The organism is Mesorhizobium sp. LMG17149 (assembly GCF_024518695.1).
GTDB lineage: Bacteria > Pseudomonadota > Alphaproteobacteria > Rhizobiales > Rhizobiaceae > Mesorhizobium.
The window spans coordinates 29,792-47,910 of record NZ_JANIFL010000009.1; the positions used below are offsets into that span (position 1 = coordinate 29,792).

Sequence of the window (18,119 nt, forward strand, 5' to 3'; positions counted from 1 at the left end):
TGGTCAAGTGTCAGGCGACATCAACAAGTATGTGCTGCATGTCTGTCACATCCCCGTCCGCGTCCGCCACCTGGAAGGCGAAGTCGAGGCTGGCTGACGGCGTCTCGGTCACGGTCGTGCTGAAGGCGATGTCCACGATCTTCAGCACGTCGTTGTCGGCGCCGTCGAAGCTCACCAGATCGTTGGTCGCAACGCTGCTGCCGCCGCCAGCTCCGGTCTCCCTGATCAGGTCGATGGCACTGCCGTTGATCCCGTTGCCCGACTGCATGATCTGGACACCCTGCAGCAGGTACTCTTCGCCGGCTGCGTTGTAGTCGTTCTGCTCGATGATCACGAGGCCGTCATTGTTGTCGAGCGTGAACTCCGAGCTGTACGGGGACGGGGCCTGACCCGTCTTGAAGATGTCGGCGTTCTGCACGTACATAGCCCGTGTGATCGAAGTGTCGTCCGCGGTGCCGAAGATGTTGTCGGCACCGTTGTCGGCCAGGTTAAGGATCAGCATCAGGTCCTCGCTGTTGCCGATGCCGTCGAACTCGATGGCCATGCTGCCGGCGAAAGCCGACGTCTGTGGTGTCTGCTGCACCTCGGTTGCAATACCGACATTGTTGTCGAAGAACCGCAACGTGAGCAATTCGCCTTTCTGGATCGTGTCACCGGCGACACCGTTGGTGTTCTGCGTCGCAGACACCCATGTTTCATTGTCGTTGCTCACCATGTCGTGAGCGCCGAAGGCGAATGAGGAGTCAAAGGGGTTGGATGCCCCCTCGCCGTTGTTCGTCAATCCGAACGGGTTGGATCTGTTGATCGCGTTGCCCGTGAACTGCACGTAGAAGTCTTCGTCTACATTCTGCGTGGTCCCGTCATCCGCCTGCAATTGTTCCAACACGATCTGCGGGTGGCCCGTATTGCTCGTGGGCTGCTTGGACAAGAGTTCACTGGTGTGGATAAGGTCGAAGCTGAAGCCTTCGAGCGGATCGGTCAGGGTGATGGTGTAAGTGCCGGCACCCTTGTCGAAGAGGAGGGTGCCGCCCGCCGTGCCCGGCTGGACGAGATCCGCTGGGTCCTTGTCGTAGGTGAAGCTGAAGTCGAACGTCGCGAAATCGGAGTCCTCCGACGCGAGCGTGACGTCCGAGGTGATGAGATTGCCCCCGCCGCCGCCGGTGATCGAGCCGGTGAGTGCGATCTGGATGCCATTAAGCGGGTCGCCATCCTGGTCGACGAAGTCAGAGTGCGTGGCATCGTAGAACGCGTCCGGGCGAGCATCCGCGCCGATGTCGTACCCGAAGGCTCCGGTGGCGGACGCATTGGCCGCATTAGCCAGGGTTTCGTGGGTACCATCGCTACCACCACCGGAGGCATCACCGTCGAACGGCACCGTGATCGTCGGGCCGTCATCCTCGAAGGTGAAAGCAGTGCCGATGTTGGCTGTTGCCTCGGCGGTGTCGCCGTCACCATCGGTGGCGGTCGCGGTCAGAGTAACCAGATCGGCCGCGGCAAGTACCGCCGCCGAAGCGCCACTCTCCACGGGATCTGCCGGATCGTTATGGATAACCGAACGGTCCTGAGTCAGCGTTACCTCGCCGGTGTTCTCATCGACGCTGATCAGGAAGGCGACCGTAGCCGTGTCGTTCTCCAGATAGCCTTCGATTTCGCCGTTGCCATTGACGCGCAGCAGAATGTTATCGCCGCTGAGCGTGTCGTCGAGGCCGCTGTCGACGTCTGCGCTCTTGACGCCGAGCTCATAGGTGACGGCGCCGCCGTCGGCGCCGAGGTCGGTGCTGAAGGCGGAAGTAAAGCTTGCCGATGTGGTATCGGAAAGATCGCTGTCGTCGGTGGTCAGCGTCGGAATAGTGCCGTCCGCCGTCACCGTCGGGCCGTCATCCTCGAAATGGAAGGCGTCGCCGATATTGGCGGTTGCAGCGTCGGTGTCGCTGTCACCATCGGTGGCGGTCGCCGTCAACGTCACCAGGTCGGCCGCAGCAAGTGTCGCCGCCGATACGCCGCTCTCCACCGGATCGGCTGCATCGTTGTGGACGACCGAGCGATTCTGGGTCAGCGTCACCTCGCCGGTGTTCTCGTCGACGCTGATCAGGAAGGCGACCGTGCCTGTGGCGTTCGCCAGATAGCCTTCGACCTCGCCGCTGGCGTTGAGGCGCAGCAGGATGTTGTCGCCGCTGAGCGTGTCGTCGAGGCCGCTGTCGACACCGGGGCTCTTGACGTCGAGCGCATAGGTGACGCCGTCGAGGCCATCGGCGCCGGCGTCGACGCTGAAGACCGGCGCGAAGCTTGCCGACGCTGTATCGGGAATGTCGGTATCGTCGGTAATCAGCGGCGAAACAGTGCCGTCCGCTGTCACCGCCGGCCCGTCATCGTCGAAGTTGATGAAGGAGCCGACCTCTTCGCTGTGGGCGTTGGTGTTCGTCGTCGAGAAATGGAACTCGGAGATATCAAGCCCTTCGTTTGAATCGACCGATGATACCTGCAGCCGATCCATTGGGCTGCTGGTGATGACATCGACGGTGGTGACGTTGTCGAGTCCGGTGATGGTGACTATGCCCGTGCCGAGCCCACTGACGGTGACGTTGCCGCTCCCAGTGGCATAGGTGCCATTGGCGATGATGGTGGACGCAAACCCTGATTCACCCGTCAACGTGAGGCTGGTGATGTTCACGAGGTTGGTCGCGGTGCCGTCAAAGAAATCCGTGCCTTGATCGTTGCCCGTATTGTTGAAGGCAGCGATACTGACGTCCACCCGATCAGTGGGAGTAGAAGGCGTGATCTGGTTGATTGTGAATCCGGCCCGCGTGACGGTCTCGAGATGGCTATCGTACTGGATTTCCGAGGCATCACCCGCGGCCAGATCACCGCCGGTCACAAAATCGACCTGGAGCGTTTCGCCCGGATTAATGCTCTGGTTGTTGACGCCGAAGCCCTTTTCACTCACGTTGGCGGTGCCACCGTTCAAGCCTATCACCAGAAGCTGCTTGGAAGCGTCATCGGGCGAATTGATCAAGTAAAAATCATTGTTGCCGGGCGCGGCGTCCTCGCCCAAAAAACTGACCACGGAGGTTCCCGCAACGGAGGCGAACACTGCGTCTTCCAGATTGATGCGGTCGTCCGGGTTGGTCTCGTCCGGATGGAACAACGGCACGTACTGGACCGTATACAAATCCGCATTGGTGTTGCTGGTGTTGATCAGGGCGAACGAGAAGGCGAGCGGCCCAGTCTCGGCGGGCTCAGTGCCCGCGTCAGAGGTGCCAATGACGCCGATCACGACGTTTGGATGCGTTAGGTCCTGGAACAGCCAGACATAATTGCCATCGACCGTCTGAATGCCGCTGTTCACGCCGACGGTGGTGGAAAACGGGGTTCCAGCGAGGTTCTGTGAGAGAACGACCGAGGTGATGGTTTCTCCCGCGCTCGCTGAGGCCTCCACGAAGTTGGCCTGGAAGGCGACCTCAGGCGAGGTCAACCCACCCGGATCGTCGAGACTTAGGAGATATTGCACCGTGGGGTTGGTGTCGTATGGCGGAATGGCCGGATTGATATCATCGTCCGTAAAACCGATTGTCTCGTCGATGATGATGTCTTGAGCTACGATGTCGAGTGCCATGGAGATTCTCCTTGGTTCAAAATGCTTTCTGGAAAAGGGATGCAGCCCCCAATGCCGGAAATGCACCTACCCCGGTGCAGCCGGTCGCATACTGAAATGCGCCCCTCCAATTTCATTGTGCCGCCGGCGCAGAGGACGCGTCCATTCCCGCTTCGATAGTATTGCGGTCAATGTCCGCACCTGATCGAACGATATATATCCTTCGATAGATCAGGCTGGCGGGCGCTGGGAGAGGCCGCGCCGGCACAAGGCAGATGCCGTCAGCGGCTTTCCGGCCGTTGCCTTGCGTACAATGTCAGTACGATGAGAGAGGGGCGGTCAGAGCAGGCCGGTTCGGCCCGTTCCTGGACGCTCGGCGCCTTTGCCGTGCGCCACCCAAGCCAGTTCCGCCCTGCCGCCGAGATGCAGCTTCTCGTAGACGTGATGCAGGTGCATCTTCACCGTACCTTCGGATAAATGCAGCCGCTGCGCGATGGTCTTGTTGCGCAGCCCGCGCGAGACGAGATCGGCGATCTCGGTCTCCCGCCCGGTCAGCCTGGACATTGGCTGCGGCTGCGAGCCGGGCATCAGCAGCTGCTGGACGATCTTGTTGTCGATCCACTTCTTGCCCGCCGCCACCGCATTCACGCATTCGATGAGAAAGCGGTGGCTGATGCCGTCCAGAAACAGGCCGTCGACGTCGAGCGTCTGTATTTCCCTGACATCGAGCCTACCGGTTGGCTGCACGATGAAGATGATGCCGAGAGCGCTGTTGCCGGCCTTCAACCGTGAGGAAAGACCTGATGTCTGCTGGTCCTCGAGATCCACGCCCACGATGACGATATCAGGCTGATGGCGCTCCACATGAGCGAGAACGTCCACAGGGCGGCGGCACTGGGCGACAACATCGTGTCCAGCCTTCTGCAAAACCCATTCCAGACCGGCGAGATATACCCCTCGCGGGTCCGCCACGACCAACGTCGACATGCGAACACCGTCCGTAAAAAACGCAACGAACTTGGTTAAGTACCCGTAAAATCAGGAAACCAGAGCCTAGACCGATTGTCAAGGAATAGCTAATATGCATATTGCTATAATGACAATCCGCCGTCTGCCAGGCGGATCGGCGGATATCTCACATCGCACTTGGGCGGAAAGCTGGCTAGCTGCCCTTCCTGGCCGCTATCACCATGAAATCGCTTCCAAGCGTGACGCTTTGCAGCCGACGATATTGACCTGCAATGCGTACTTCGCGGAGATGCCAACAGCTGTTTTACTACCCCGGAACTGCGCGGTGAAGGCGAACCTATGATATGCCTGTCACTTCAAGGTTCTAACGTCCCTTGCCGCGCGGCCCAGTCGTACGGGTACAGGCAGTAAAAATAGCCGGTGCGTTCGGTTGCGATGTATTTCAGATGCGTGCCATTGGGCAGCCAGACGATGTCGCCAGGGCGGCATTCGTGGCGGCCGTCATCCAGTTCGATCGTCAGCGTGCCTTCATGGATGAACAGCACCTCGTCATAGGTCACGGTCCAGTCGATCGAGGCGTTCTCCAGATACTCAATGCCACCGCCCATGGTCCGGCTGATCTCGGCATTGATGACGCGCGCGATCGACGACGTTCCGGTCGGCGTGACTGATGGCTTCAGAGTCAACTCGCTGTGCTTGAAAATCCTGGCCTTGGACATTGTCATCCTTTCTTTGCGCGAAGATTGGCTTTGGAGGGAGTGACGCCGGACGGAGCCAGCCCGGCGAGCCATCTCGTCACCGGATCCAGCTTGCGCCCGGCATGTTCGAGATCGTCGCGCCGACGCACCGCGCCACGGACGAAATGCGCACCGACGAAGCGAAAGGGTTCGGGCGGGAAACCGCGCGCCACCGGACGCACCAGCGCCGAATGCGTCAGTTCCGATTCGCCGTCAGTCAGCAGGCCGGTGAGGATCTCGCCGCCGATATAAGCCATTGTCGTGCCATTGCCGGAAAAGCCGTAGCCGTAGACGACATCGCGGTTGGCGGGCAAAGCGCCGAACAGCGGGACGCCGCTGACCGTCCGGTCGATCGGGCCGTTCCACGATGTCTCAAGCGGGAAATCGGCGAGCGCCGGGTGGCCATCCCGCAGCACGCGACGCATTTCGGCGACCCGTGGCGACAGGCCATGGAAACGCTGGTCGACGATGCCGCCGAAGCCAATGACGCCACCGCTGACGCCGACGGACAGCCGGCCATCGCGCGTCGGAGACCAACCGCCAACGAAGACGCGGGAATCGATCATCAGCGGCGCCCGGCGGTAGCCGACCTTGTCGAGAAGGTCTGGAATGGGCTGTGACATGGCGTCGTCGCTGGAGATGTTGAAGATCGCCGGGGCCAGTTCCGGAATCGCCCCGGACCAGGCGTTCATGGCAAGCACGACCTTGCCGCAGGACACAGTTCCTTTCGCCGTTTCCACCGTGAGCTTGCCACGTCGTGAAAACCGCTTCATCGGCGACTTTTCATAGATCCGAACGCCGCGGTTCAGCGCTGCACGACGCAGGCCGCGCACCAGGAACCCTGGATGCACAGTTGCCGACGAAGCGTCGAACGCACCGCCAAGGTGGCTCGTCGTACCGGCCATCGCCGCGATCTCCGGGCGCGAAACTCGCCGCGCCGGGACGTAGCCATGCGCTGCCAGCTTGTTTAACGCGTCGTCCCAGGCGCCAAGCTGTGCTTCGCAGGTAGCGCCCCAGATCCAGCCGATGCGATCGAACCAGGCGTCGATTGCCTCGGCCTTGCAGAAAGCCTCGATGCCGCCGATCGCGGCTTCGGATGCCTTGATGATCGAAAGCGCGTCGTTTCCGTCGCGCAGCGCGGCAAGCGCGCTGTATTTGGTCCACGCCGAAAGCACCATTCCGGAATTGCGGCCGCTCGGGCCACCACCGCAAATGTCGCGCTCTACAATGACAACGTCGAAGCCTGGATTGTGCTGCTTGAGGCGAATGGCGGTCCACAGTCCGAGATACCCGCCGCCGACGATGCAGATGTCGGCCTGCGTTGTCTCTTCGAGCGGAGGCGCAAGGTCCGGGTCCTCGGGCAATGCCTGCCGCAGCCAATGGCTCCGCCAGCGGATGTCTTTTTCCGGCAACTGCATCACGATGCGCCTGCGGCGGACAGGCGGCGCTCCACCAGCCTGACCCAAAGACTGGCGCCCATCGGCAGGATAGCGTCGTTGAAATCGTAATTGGTGTCGTGCGCGGCGGCCTGGTGCGCGTCGTCCGCCTGGCCAAGCAAGAAATAGCAGCCCGGCCGCTGTTCCAACATGTAGCAGAAATCTTCAGAACCCATCTCGGGAGGCGGATCGACGACGAGACGTTCCGAGCCCATCACCTCGTTCGCAATCGCGATCATCGCGTCGGCTTGCGCCGGAGTGTTGATCGTCGGCGCGAAGGGCGTTTCGTAGCGAATATCGACGCTGGCGCCAAAAGCTTCAGCCTCGTTTTTCGCGATGCGGCGGATTGCCATCTCCAGCGTCTTTTGAACCTGATGGTCGAAGGTGCGCACGGTGCCGGTCAGAAACGCCGCATCGGGGATGGTGTTGAAGGCTTCGCCGGCGCGCAGGCTGCCAACGGTGACGATTGCCGGAGAGTGCACATCGGTCAGGCGTCCGGGCAGGGCTTCTATCGCCAGCAGGATGCGCGCGGCGACGGGGAGTGGATTGATCGCCAGATGCGGCATCGCCGCGTGGCCGCCCCTTCCATGGACGACCATCTCGAAGCGATCGGCCGCCGCGGCCACCGTTCCGCGGTGGACGGCGATCTCGCCGAGAGGCCGTTCGCAATTGTGCAGCGCGTAGACTTCATCGCAGGGGAAACGCTCGAAAAGGCCATCATTCAGCATGGCGAGTGCCCCACCTCGACCCTCCTCGGCCGGCTGGAAAATGAAATGCACGGTGCCGGCGAAGTCGGGCGAGCGGGCAAGCGCCGAGGCTGCGCCGAGCAGCATCGTCGTGTGACCGTCATGGCCGCAGCCATGCATCCTCCCGGGAATGCGGGATGCATGCGGCAGCGGCCGCGCCTCGGTCATCGGCAGGGCGTCCATGTCGGCTCGGATGCCAAGACTGCGACCAGCGCCGAGCCTGCCCCTGAGCGTGCCGACGACACCTGTCCGTCCGACGCCTTCGGTCGTCTCGATGCCCCACGAGCGCAGTTTGTCCGCCACGAAACGCGCCGTCTCGAACTCTTCGAAGCCGAGTTCTGGATTGGCATGCAGATGCCGCCGCCAGGTCGTCATCTCGGTCTCCAACTGCTGTACCGATGGAACCAGTCTCATGCCGATGCCCTTGCGCGGAGAGTTTGCGAGCGGCCCTGAAGGATGGCGATGACACCAAGCAGGGTCGCAGAGAATGCGATCAGCAGCACAGCGACGGCCGCGATGGCAGGGCTGATGGATTCGCGAACCCCGGAGAAGATCATGCGAGGCAAGGTTCGCTCCGCGCCTGTCGAGAGGAAACTTGCGACGACGACTTCGTCGAAAGAGATGATGAAGGCGATGATGGCCCCTGTAATGACGCCCGGCGCTATCAGCGGCAGCACTACCTTGAAGAATGTGCGGATGGTGCCGGCGCCGAGCGATGCGGCCGCGCGAACCAATGTCCGGTCGAAGGTCGAAAGGCTGGCGACGACAGTCGTCAGCATCACAGGCACGGCCATCGCCGTATGCACCAGAATGATGGATAGCTTGTTGCCGACGAGTCCCAGTGTGGCGAAGAATGAAAAAGCCGCGACGCCGACGATGACAACCGGCGTCACCAAGGGCGCGGCGATGATCGCGTAGAGGATTCGCTTGCCGGCAAAATCGCCCCAGGCGAGCCCGATCGCCGCAGGTATGCCGAGCAGCAACGCCAGGACCGTGGTGGACAGCCCGATGACGACCGAGTTCCACAGTGCGTTCGGCCAACGCTGGTCGACCCACAGTTCGGCATACCAGCGCAGCGACCAGCCCGGCGTCGGAAATGCCAGCGAATTGCTCGAGGTCAGCGACATAGGGATCACGATCAGCAGGGGCAGGATGATGAACGCCAGCAACGTCGCCGCATAGGCATACATCAGCCACTTCCGGAAGCGGTCGGCGCTCATGCGACATGCGCCTTGCGGCGGAAGAGGACGGACGCCGTCCAGAACAGCAACGCAAACAGGACGAGGATCATCAGCAGTTGCAGCGAAAGCGCTGCACCCATGCCCCAGTTCAGTGTGCTGTTGGTGTAGAAAGCTATGTAGCTGGAGATCATCTGGTCGGTCGGCCCGCCGACGAGCGTCGGCGTGATGTAGTAGCCAAGTGCGAAGACAAAAACGATCGCCCCGCCAGACAGGATCCCTGGCAGGATCAACGGCAACTGCACGCGGCGCCATGCCGTGAGCCACGGCGCACCCAGCGACAGTGCCGCGCGCATGTAGGTGGTCGGAACCCGCCGCATGACGGCGACGACGGAGAGCACCATCATGGGCAGCAGAACCTGAACCATCGCCAGATAGAGTGAAAAGCGTGTGTAAATGAGATTGAGCGGCTCGCTGACGATGCCGAGGCCAAGCAGCGTAGAATTCACGGGTCCGTTCTTCTGCAGCACGATGATCCAGATGACGGTGCGCACCAGCAGCGATGTCCAGAGCGGAAACAGGATCAGCGCGAACATGAGCTTCGACCAGGCCGGCGGCGCGCTGACAATTGCCTGCGCCAGCGGCACGGCGAGCACCGCGCAGATGACGGTCACCACGATGCTGATCCAGATCGTACGCAGCAGCGCGTCGACGAAGATGGCGCGGTCGGCGGAAACGGCTTCGATCGAATTGTCCGCGCCTCGCTTCAGGTCCAGGCTCGCAAGCAGATAATAGTCCGTTCGCGCGCTTTGCTGACGCGCTATGACCTGCCAGAGATCGATGTTTTTCCAGCCGGCCTGTTTGGCGAGCACCTCGTCGCGCACAGGGCGCATGTCGAGCTTGCCGTCGGCCGCATCCTTTGCCGTCTTGATGACGAGGAAACGGCTGCCGACGACGCGCTGGTTCACGAGTTGCGCCAGGACGCCTTCCTTCCCGGCGCGCCGCGCGTCGGCCAAATCCTCGACGAGTGCTGCAAAGACGGGTTCGCCAGGCAGGCCGCTATCCGCATTCCAGCCCGCCAGAGCGGCAATTGTGCGCGGCAGGTTGTTCGAGAAATCCGAGTTGTCGACGGCCAGAGCGAGGAAGCGCGCTACCGGCCACAGAAACAGAATGACGACGAACAGAATAAGCGGGGCCGTCAACAGGGCGAGCATGCCGCCCCGTTGGCGCCGCTTCATAGCCGGCTTTGTCCCGACCAACATGCCTGGATTACTTCGCGAGCCAGGCCTTGAAGCGTTCTTCCAGTGCTTCCTTGTGCTCGGTCCAGAAGTCGTTGTCATAGGAGGCGCCGTACTGAAGGTGCTCCGGCGACGTCGGCAGGTTGGCCTTCCAATCCGCGGGAATGAGGTCTGCGGCTTCCTTGCGGCCGGTGCCATAGGCATAGAGTTTCGAGAAGCCGGCCTGGTTTTCAGGGATGGAGAACCACTTGAGGAGATCCAGCCCGGCCTGCTGGTGCGGCGCGCCCTTCACCACCGCCCAGTAGTCGGTGCCATAGAAGAAGCCAGCGTCCCATGCGATCGCATAGGGCTTCTTCTCGTTGATGGCTTCGTTGGTGATGCGCGCATTGAATCCGTCGCTGAGAGCCACTTCACCACTGTCGAGGTTCTGGATGCCCTGCGTTGTGGTGGACCACCAGACGACGTTCGGCTTGATCTTGTCGAGCATGGCGAAAGCCCGATCGACACCTTCCGGCGTGGCCAGCACCTTGTACATGTCCTCGCGTTTCACGCCGTCGGCCATCAGCGCATTTTCCAGCGTGAACTGTGCCTGCTGGTAAAGCCCGCGCTTTCCCGGAAATTTCTCGACGTTCCAGAAATCCGCCCAGCTCTTCGGCGCGGCGTCACCTTTATAGACCTTCGTGTTGTAGGCAAGGACCGTAGCCCAGGTGTCGGATGCGACGCCGCATTCGTGCAGGGTGCCTGGGAGATAATTCGCCGCGTCGCCGGTGATCTCGGGCGTCAGCGGGACGAACAGGCCTTCGGCGCAGCCGACTTCCATGGCGGGCGCTTCGACCGAGACGACGTCGTAGGTAATGTTGCCCGCCTGCACCTGGGCACGCACCTTGGCGACCTCGCCGCCCCATTCTTCCATGACGATCGGAACGCCCGTCTTTTCGGTGTACTTGTCCCAGACCCCATCCTTGTAGGCCTTGTCCCATGTACCCCCCCAGCCGACCACCGTGACGAGGTCGGCCGCGGACGCGGCCAAAGTCGAGGTCGCGAGGCAGATCGCGGCGGCAGATACGGCTTGCAGATAAGTCCTCATTGCAGTTCCCCTTTCTTATCGTTGCAGATTTGATCAAATTTCAAACGCAAAATCGATTGATTAGCAACAGGAATTTGCGATAGGGTGCAAAAAAGTTGAAAAGACGAGGAGATTTGATCGAATGCTGCAAGGCACTAGAGACCTGCGCGCCAATGTCAGTCTCGCTGCTGTTCTGGACGAGGCGCGACAGCGTTTCGCTGACGCCAACCCGAACAGCCGGGCGCGTCAGAACGAGGCCGCGGCATCGTTGCCGGGCGGCAATACGAGGGCTGTTCTATGGTATCGGCCATTCCCCGTATCGTTTGTTTCCGGTGAAGGCTGCAGGGTGACCGATCTGGACGGCCATACCTATGTCGACCTGGTCTCGGAATACAGTGCCGGTTTCTACGGCCACTCCGACAAGGCGATTTCGGCGGCCCTTGTGGACGTCATACAGGGTGGCATCATGCTGGGTGCACCCAACCGCTATGAGGCGCGCCTGGCTGCCGCGGTGGTCGACCGTTTTCCGGCCATCGAGCGCGTGCGCTTCTGCAACTCGGGCACCGAGGCGAACATCATGGCGATTTCGGCGGCTCGCGCCATCACGCAGCGCTCGAAGATCCTCGCCTTCCGCGAGGGCTATCATGGCGGCGTACTCACTTTTGCGCATGGCGGCTCACCGCTCAATTTGCCTTTCCCCTTTGTCTTCGCCGACTACAACGATAGTGCAGGCGCCGTGGCGCTCATCAAGGAACAGGGCGACGAGCTTGCCGCAGTGATCGTCGAGCCGATGATGGGCGGCGGCGGCTGCATCCCGGCGACGCGTGAGTTCCTGGAAGCGCTACGCGCCGCGACGAAGGACACCGGGGCGCTGCTGATTTTCGACGAGGTCATGACTTCGCGCCTCGACTACCGCGCGCTCCACGGGGCGCATGGGATTTTTCCCGATTTCGTGACGCTCGGCAAGTATATCGGCGGCGGTGCGAGTTTTGGCGCATTCGGTGGACGCGCGGATCTCGTCGATCGCTTCGATCCTGCTTTGCCCGGTGCGTTTTCGCATGGCGGGACGTTCAACAACAATATTCTTAGCATGGCTGCTGGTTTCACCGGTCTGACCCAGGTGCTGACGCAAGAGGCGAGCCGCGCCATCAATGCGCGCGGCGATCGCCTGCGTGAAGCGATGAACGTCTCCCTTGAGCGGCATGGCGTCGAGGGCATCGTCATAGGGCGCGGGTCGTTGATGAACCTGCATTTCGTCAGGGGGCCGGTGGACACGCCGGCGCGGCTCGACGACGCCGATCCTTCGGTGATTGCGCTTTGGCATATCGAAATGCTGTTGCGAGGGTACTACGTGACGCCGCGCGGCATGCTGGCGTTGTCACTGCCATTTGGCGACGCCGAACTCGACGGCTTCGCCGCCGCATTCGACGATTTCCTGTCGAGCAACCTCAAAATACTGCCGCGCCGGACAAACTGATGCTTGATCGCAAGAAGGCCAGTGCCGGCTCAGCCGCGCAAAAGACAGCTCATGTTCGTGTCCATACGGGCTTGAAGGAAGCACTGATGAACGGTGACTTCCTGCCCGGCCAAAGACTGGTCGTGCGACAGCTTGCCGAACAGTACCGGACCAGCGCCATGCCGGTGCGCGAGGCCTTGCGGCAACTCGTCAGCGACGAGGCGATGTTCGACCACCCAAATCGGGGCGTCATCGTCCCCGAGGCCACGGTGGCGCGTATTTCGGATCTGGTGCGTGTGCGCTGCAGCGTCGAAGGAACGGCGGCCGAGTGGGCCGCGACGACCATCACGCCCGAAGAACTCGATGAATTGGCGAAGCTGAACGGGCTGATGCGCGAATGCGTCGAGAGCAATGTCATGGCTAGCTATCTCGGTTTGAACAGGCGCTTCCATTTCACGATGTACCATGCCGCGCGGTCACCTCTCATCCAGCAAATCATCGAGAAATTGTGGCTGCAAGCAGGACCGTTCTTGAACATCGTCCGCTCGGACGTGACCTACGGCCTGGGCCTGGACCATCATGACGAAATGCTCGCGGCGCTGCGTCGCGCCGATGGCGCGGCTGCGCGCAAGGCGCTGGTGGCCGACCTGCGCGAGGCCGCCGACATCATTCTTCGCGCCGCCGCGGCGGCTGAGGCTCAGCCTGCGCGCAAACGCCCGGCTTCGGCACGCCGTGATCCCAAGGCGCAGGCGCGGTGATGGGCGGATCCCCGCGTGGCCCGGTTCATGTCGAGTTTCGTGGCGTCAGCAAGCGCTACGGGCAGACGGTCCAGGCGGTGCGTCAGCTCGACCTGGAAATCATGCGCGGCGAATTCCTGACGCTGCTGGGGCCTTCCGGGTCTGGCAAGACGACGGCGTTGATGATGCTTGCGGGGTTCGAAGATACGACCGAGGGCGAAATCCTCATTGACGGTCAGCGCATCGACAACGTTCCCGCCAATCGTCGCGGCATCGGCATGGTGTTCCAGAACTACGCGCTTTTCCCGCACATGACGGTCGCCGAAAACCTGGCTTTCCCGCTCGAGGTCCGCAAACTTGGCCGCGACGAGGTGACGCGACGTGTCAGGAACGTTCTCGACATGGTCCAGTTGCCCGAATTCGGCAACCGGCGTCCGGCGCAGCTTTCGGGTGGCCAGCAACAACGCGTCGCGGTTGCCCGCGCCCTGATCTTCGAACCAAATCTTGTCCTGATGGACGAACCGCTCGGCGCCCTCGACAAGCAATTGCGCGAGCAGATGCAGTTCGAAATCAAGGATATCCATGCCCGGCTCGGCGTCACGTTCGTTTATGTGACACACGACCAGACCGAGGCGCTGACCATGTCGGACCGGATCGCGGTGTTCAGCGCCGGCCGCATCGAGCAGCTTTCGACACCACGCGAACTGTATGAGCGTCCGACGGGCAGCTTTGTGGCGAGCTTCATCGGCGAGAACAACCGCATGTCCGGCACCGTGCTTGCCGGCGGTGAAAACGGTGGCGTGGCCGTCCATCTCGACGATGGCGATCTGGTGTTGAACGCCATTTCCCCTGGCGCGACGCCCCCTGCGGGCGCCAGGGTGACGCTGTCGATCAGGCCCGAGCGCATGTCCTTATTGCACGATGGCTCCACCGCCCTCAACGTGATTGCGGCAACCGTCGTTCAGTCCGTCTATGTCGGGGATCACATCCGGCTCGTCGCTGTGACGGCGGGCGGCCTGAAATTCATTGTCAAGCTTGCCGCATCGTCGTCTCGGTCCGAGCTCAATGCGGGCGAGGCGGTTCGATTGGGCTGTGGTCGTGAGGATTGCCTCGCGCTCGATAGATAACAACAAAAGGCAGACAAGGGAGAGTTCAACCATGAAGAAATCGCCGAAAGTCGTTATCACCTGTGCGGTCACCGGTTCGATCCACACGCCGACGATGAGCCCGTATCTGCCGATAACGCCGTCCGAGATCGTCGACGCCGCCGTCGGAGCAGCCGAAGCCGGAGCGTCGGTGATCCATCTGCATGCCCGCGATCCGGAGACCGGCAAGCCTACCCCTGATCCAAAGCTGTTTATGGATTTCCTGCCGCGCATCAAGCAGCAGACCGACGCCGTGATGAACATTTCCACCGGCGGCGGGCTGAAGATGACCCTCGAAGAGCGCCTTGAAGCCGCGCACGCTTCGAAGCCGGAACTCTGCTCGCTCAATATGGGATCTATGAATTTCGCCCTGCACCACATCGCGCCGAAATACACCGACTGGAAGTACGACTGGGAGAAGGGCTACCTGGAAGACACAAAGAAGGGCATCGTCTCCAACACGTTCGAGCAGATCGAGCGTATCATCGTCGAAGTCGGCCAGGCTTACGGCACGAAATTCGAGTTCGAGTGCTACGATGTCAGTCACCTCTACACGCTTGCGCACTTTCTAGACCGCAAGCTGCTGAAGCCGCCGCTTTTCGTCCAGACGATCTTCGGGCTGCTGGGCGGAATCGGCGCCGACCCAGAAGACATGATGCACATGCGCAGGACGGCTGATCGGCTGTTCGGAGACGACTATCTCTGGTCGATCCTTGCCGCGGGCAAGCACCAGATAAATCTCTGCACGATGGGCGCGATCATGGGCGGCAATGTACGGGTCGGTTTGGAAGACAGCCTCTATGTCGGCAAGGGCACGCTCGCTAAGAGCAATGCCGAACAGGTTGCCAAGATAAAGCGCATTCTCAACGAGTTGTCGCTCGAAATCGCGACGCCCGACGAAGCCCGTCAACTGCTGGATCTCAAGGGCGCAAACGAGGTCGGGTTTTGACGCCCGGCATCGAAACCTATGTCGGCGTCGTGCATCCTTGGATGTGCGACGCGATGGGCCATCTCAACGTTCGTCATTATGTGGCCATGTTTGATGACGCCAGTTTCCAGTTGCTGGGCAGGATTGCCGATCCTCGTTTGACGCCGACCCTCGGCTGGGCGGATGTGAGGATGGAGATCGACTACGTGCATGAAACCGCGGCGGGAACTCTGGTCACCGTTCGCAGCGTTATAGAAAAGCTTGGGAAATCGTCACTGACTTATCTGCATGAAATGCGCGGTACGCTGGACGGAGTCCTGCATGCGCGCATGCGCACCGTAACGGTGCGCTTCGATCTTCAAGCGCGGAGCAAGATCGAGATCGAAGGCGAAGCCCGGCAGGCGAGCGCGAAACTCCCGAGGGGTGAAGCCGATACGCGTGGGTGACGGCGAGAATGTCCGGTGACGGCATCGTTAGCCGCATTGGCGTCACTGAGCGAGATGCTGTAGGTCGCTGAAGGCTTCTACTCGCCCTACGAAGGTCAGATATAGCCGCTATCGCACAGGACACCGCATGGGCAGCCCGCCACAATCGGCCATTGCGTACGATAGTGGGGTTTGAAGTGGTAGCGGGAGAGGGACTTTAATCGGCAATAAGTCAGTGCGTTATATCATCTTAGTTAAAAATTTGAAAAAATGAATCCACCAACGGAATGGAAAATTTTCAATCTTCATTGCTGGAAGCGGATACTCGAGGCGGAGAATCCGATCCAAGGTAACTGCCGCCTGACAGGATGAGTGGCGGGCTTAGCGTGTTAGGCGACGCGGCGACTTATGCGCCGGAGGCGAATGACAGCAATGCGCCCAAAGTCGGTCATTGAAGTTTACAGCTGGGTAGCTCTGATTGGAGCCACATCCCTTGGATGGGACGGCATCTATATGGCCGAGCTGGCGCGCTGCGAAGTATCGGCGGATATCTTTAGCAGCCGTTTACCGGAGCGCGATAGGTCATTGTGTATGCAATACCGTCGGATGACGTAAGGAACCGCCGTGCCGCACAGAGCAGCAGCCCTAGCCGGTCGTTCTACGCCCCGCCTGCATCGTTTCATGAGCGTGATGCTCGAACTGGCTCCGGGCGTTCTCGTGCCGCGTCAGGAAACAGAGTTGCTCGGACAGAGCGCGCTCGCGATTCTTCGCGATCGCGCGCCCGGCCCGATGGTGATCGACATGTGCTGCGGCTCCGGCAACCTTGCTCTGGCGATCGCGGCGGAAGTTCCGTCGGCCTGGGTCTGGGGAGTGGACGTGACTGACAGCACGGTCGCGCTCGCCCGTAGCAATGCCGAACGCTTGGCCCTTCAGGACCGGGTCACCATCCGGAAAGGGGATCTGTTCGGTGCGCTGGAGGGCGATGGGCTTATCGGCGCGGCGGACATGATTGTCTGCAATCCGCCCTATATCTCGACCGCGCGCCTCGAAGGCGAGAGCGCGCATCTGCTTGAGGGCGAGCCGCGCGAGGCCTTCGACGGGGGGCCTTACGGCATCTCGATCCACCAGCGGCTGATCCGGGACGCAATCGATTTCCTCAAGCCTGGTGGCTGGCTGCTGTTCGAGTTCGGGCAGGGGCAGGACCGCCAGGTGGCTGCCCTGATAGCCAGAGCCAAGGCCTATGAACCCGTGACATTCGCCAAGGATGAGGTCGGAATGCCGCGTGTCGCACTCCTCCGCAAGCTGGAGAACGGTGCGCCCGCGATCTCATCCTCCGCAAGTTTGGCATGAGCCAGATTCGTCCCCTGCAGGCTGCGGATATTCCGGCCGTCGTCGGGCTCTTTCAAAGAACCTTCCGGGACGGTGGAAAGCCGCCGCCTCCGGCGCTTGAGACTTATCTGCGCTGGCACTATCTTGAAGGCCCGGTCTGCGATCCGGAGATCGCGTCTCTCGTCCATATTGCGAGCGAAGGCGACATTTCAGGCTTTGTCGGCGTGAATGTACTGCCGATGAGGCATGGCCAGCGCAAGCTGCGCGCCGCCATCTGTGGTTCGCTCATGGTCGAAACGCGGGCGAACGACCCGATGGCCGGCGCAAGGCTGCTCAGGACATTCCTGGCCGGGCCGCAGGACATCTCCTTCAGCGAAACCGCAAATGCCCTCTCGACGCAAATGTGGACGAAACTGCGCGGGGTCGCCCTGCCGCAATACAGCCTGGACTGGATCCGGGTAATCCGGCCTTCGGCCTTCCTGCTCGATCTAGCCTCGCGGCGAGCCGGCGCCGTGCGCTTGCTTGACCCGCTCGCGCGCGGACTCGATCGCTATCTTCGCGGACGGATGCAGGAGAACGAGATGCGCTGGTCCGGGGTCCCGGAACTCTGGAATCGCAAGGGCGGCCTCAAGGTTGCCGAAATCGATCATGCCGGTTTTGCGGCTCTTTTGGACCCGTTGATGCGCCAGTTCCCGCTCCGACCCGACTGGAGCGCGGAGCAACTTGCGCATATCCTCGCGGAGGCTTCCCAGAAGCCGGACTATGGCGAGGCCGTGTTAGCGTCCGTCTCCTCCCCCAGCGGGGCGCTGGTCGGCGCCTTCCTCTATCACACCCGCCCGGGCAGGATGGCGCGCGTGCTGCAGGTTCTGGCCCTGCCGGGGCAAGCTGGTTCCGTCATCGACTGCTTGATTGGCGATGCAGCGCGGCGCGGCGCCGCCGGCCTGCGCGGCCGGACGCAACCGGCCCTGCTGGCAGCGATGCTGGGTCGACGGGTCGCCTTCACTCAACCGGCCTCGACCGTGGTGCATTCGCGCGACGAGGAACTGGTGAACGCGTTCCTGAGTTCGCAAGGCTTCTTCAACGGGCTGGCCGGCGAGCACTGGAATCGCCTGGCCGGGGAGCGGTTCGAATAGGCCA

The 18,119-nt window shown here is 61.6% G+C and carries 15 protein-coding genes; 7 read left to right on the forward strand and 8 right to left on the reverse strand.

Going from position 1 to position 18,119, the window contains the following annotated elements:
• Positions 1–10 precede the first annotated feature (10 nt).
• The 8 genes from NP945_RS21210 to NP945_RS21245 all read right to left on the reverse strand — a co-directional run bounded on the left by NP945_RS21210 (position 11) and on the right by NP945_RS21245 (position 10,983).
• A complete protein-coding gene (locus NP945_RS21210) occupies positions 11–3,613 on the reverse strand; it encodes a DUF5801 repeats-in-toxin domain-containing protein (protein ID WP_256747437.1) in 3,603 nt (1,200 codons plus the stop codon).
• Between the two features lie 318 nt (positions 3,614–3,931).
• Positions 3,932–4,579: a response regulator transcription factor gene (locus NP945_RS21215; protein ID WP_256747438.1), complete on the reverse strand. Its 648-nt coding sequence runs from the start codon at positions 4,577–4,579 to the stop codon at positions 3,932–3,934.
• A 338-nt stretch (positions 4,580–4,917) separates the two neighbouring features.
• Entirely contained in the window at positions 4,918–5,280 is a 363-nt protein-coding gene (locus NP945_RS21220; protein WP_164748744.1) for an AraC family ligand binding domain-containing protein, read from the reverse strand.
• 2 nt (positions 5,281–5,282) lie between these two features.
• Positions 5,283–6,716: an FAD-binding oxidoreductase gene (locus NP945_RS21225; RefSeq protein ID WP_128287618.1), complete on the reverse strand. Its 1,434-nt coding sequence runs from the start codon at positions 6,714–6,716 to the stop codon at positions 5,283–5,285.
• Positions 6,716–7,894, reverse strand: a complete 1,179-nt coding sequence (locus tag NP945_RS21230) for a M20 aminoacylase family protein (protein ID WP_256747439.1) — start codon at positions 7,892–7,894, stop codon at positions 6,716–6,718. Before NP945_RS21230 ends, NP945_RS21225 begins: the two co-directional genes overlap by 1 nt.
• Complete coding sequence (locus NP945_RS21235; protein ID WP_127268148.1) at positions 7,891–8,700, reverse strand: ABC transporter permease; 810 nt, start codon at positions 8,698–8,700, stop codon at positions 7,891–7,893. The genes NP945_RS21230 and NP945_RS21235 overlap by 4 nt, the downstream gene beginning before the upstream one ends.
• On the reverse strand, positions 8,697–9,896 hold the full coding sequence (locus NP945_RS21240) for an ABC transporter permease (protein WP_256747440.1): 1,200 nt from the start codon (positions 9,894–9,896) through the stop codon (positions 8,697–8,699). Before NP945_RS21240 ends, NP945_RS21235 begins: the two co-directional genes overlap by 4 nt.
• A gap of 31 nt (positions 9,897–9,927) precedes the next feature.
• Complete coding sequence (locus NP945_RS21245) at positions 9,928–10,983, reverse strand: ABC transporter substrate-binding protein (RefSeq protein ID WP_256747441.1); 1,056 nt, start codon at positions 10,981–10,983, stop codon at positions 9,928–9,930.
• Between the two features lie 121 nt (positions 10,984–11,104).
• On the opposite strand from NP945_RS21245, the gene NP945_RS21250 reads away from it, so the two are divergent.
• From NP945_RS21250 to NP945_RS21280, 7 genes are all read left to right on the forward strand, one after another.
• Complete coding sequence (locus NP945_RS21250) at positions 11,105–12,439, forward strand: aspartate aminotransferase family protein (RefSeq protein WP_256747442.1); 1,335 nt, start codon at positions 11,105–11,107, stop codon at positions 12,437–12,439.
• Complete coding sequence (locus tag NP945_RS21255; RefSeq protein WP_256747443.1) at positions 12,439–13,176, forward strand: GntR family transcriptional regulator; 738 nt, start codon at positions 12,439–12,441, stop codon at positions 13,174–13,176. Before NP945_RS21250 ends, NP945_RS21255 begins: the two co-directional genes overlap by 1 nt.
• A complete protein-coding gene (locus NP945_RS21260; RefSeq protein ID WP_127326736.1) occupies positions 13,176–14,282 on the forward strand; it encodes an ABC transporter ATP-binding protein in 1,107 nt (368 codons plus the stop codon). The genes NP945_RS21255 and NP945_RS21260 overlap by 1 nt, the downstream gene beginning before the upstream one ends.
• A gap of 31 nt (positions 14,283–14,313) precedes the next feature.
• Complete coding sequence (locus tag NP945_RS21265) at positions 14,314–15,249, forward strand: 3-keto-5-aminohexanoate cleavage protein (RefSeq protein WP_127317813.1); 936 nt, start codon at positions 14,314–14,316, stop codon at positions 15,247–15,249.
• Positions 15,246–15,674: a thioesterase family protein gene (locus NP945_RS21270; RefSeq protein WP_127381726.1), complete on the forward strand. Its 429-nt coding sequence runs from the start codon at positions 15,246–15,248 to the stop codon at positions 15,672–15,674. Before NP945_RS21265 ends, NP945_RS21270 begins: the two co-directional genes overlap by 4 nt.
• Positions 15,675–16,334: 660 nt before the next feature.
• A complete protein-coding gene (locus NP945_RS21275; protein WP_256747444.1) occupies positions 16,335–17,003 on the forward strand; it encodes a HemK/PrmC family methyltransferase in 669 nt (222 codons plus the stop codon).
• A complete protein-coding gene (locus tag NP945_RS21280; RefSeq protein WP_127381825.1) occupies positions 17,000–18,115 on the forward strand; it encodes a hypothetical protein in 1,116 nt (371 codons plus the stop codon). Before NP945_RS21275 ends, NP945_RS21280 begins: the two co-directional genes overlap by 4 nt.
• The last annotated feature ends 4 nt before the right edge of the window (positions 18,116–18,119 follow it).

What these genes read in the sequence shown, in the direction of transcription:
- NP945_RS21210 (WP_256747437.1), bottom strand. Translation starts at nt 3,613, where the DNA reads ATGGCACTCGACATCGTAGCTCAAGACATCATCATCGACGAGACAATC.
- NP945_RS21215 (WP_256747438.1), bottom strand. Translation starts at nt 4,579, where the DNA reads ATGTCGACGTTGGTCGTGGCGGACCCGCGAGGGGTATATCTCGCCGGT.
- NP945_RS21220 (WP_164748744.1), bottom strand. Translation starts at nt 5,280, where the DNA reads ATGTCCAAGGCCAGGATTTTCAAGCACAGCGAGTTGACTCTGAAGCCA.
- NP945_RS21225 (WP_128287618.1), bottom strand. Translation starts at nt 6,716, where the DNA reads ATGCAGTTGCCGGAAAAAGACATCCGCTGGCGGAGCCATTGGCTGCGG.
- NP945_RS21230 (WP_256747439.1), bottom strand. Translation starts at nt 7,894, where the DNA reads ATGAGACTGGTTCCATCGGTACAGCAGTTGGAGACCGAGATGACGACC.
- NP945_RS21235 (WP_127268148.1), bottom strand. Translation starts at nt 8,700, where the DNA reads ATGAGCGCCGACCGCTTCCGGAAGTGGCTGATGTATGCCTATGCGGCG.
- NP945_RS21240 (WP_256747440.1), bottom strand. Translation starts at nt 9,896, where the DNA reads ATGAAGCGGCGCCAACGGGGCGGCATGCTCGCCCTGTTGACGGCCCCG.
- NP945_RS21245 (WP_256747441.1), bottom strand. Translation starts at nt 10,983, where the DNA reads ATGAGGACTTATCTGCAAGCCGTATCTGCCGCCGCGATCTGCCTCGCG.
- NP945_RS21250 (WP_256747442.1), top strand. Translation starts at nt 11,105, where the DNA reads ATGCTGCAAGGCACTAGAGACCTGCGCGCCAATGTCAGTCTCGCTGCT.
- NP945_RS21255 (WP_256747443.1), top strand. Translation starts at nt 12,439, where the DNA reads ATGCTTGATCGCAAGAAGGCCAGTGCCGGCTCAGCCGCGCAAAAGACA.
- NP945_RS21260 (WP_127326736.1), top strand. Translation starts at nt 13,176, where the DNA reads ATGGGCGGATCCCCGCGTGGCCCGGTTCATGTCGAGTTTCGTGGCGTC.
- NP945_RS21265 (WP_127317813.1), top strand. Translation starts at nt 14,314, where the DNA reads ATGAAGAAATCGCCGAAAGTCGTTATCACCTGTGCGGTCACCGGTTCG.
- NP945_RS21275 (WP_256747444.1), top strand. Translation starts at nt 16,335, where the DNA reads ATGAGCGTGATGCTCGAACTGGCTCCGGGCGTTCTCGTGCCGCGTCAG.
- NP945_RS21280 (WP_127381825.1), top strand. Translation starts at nt 17,000, where the DNA reads ATGAGCCAGATTCGTCCCCTGCAGGCTGCGGATATTCCGGCCGTCGTC.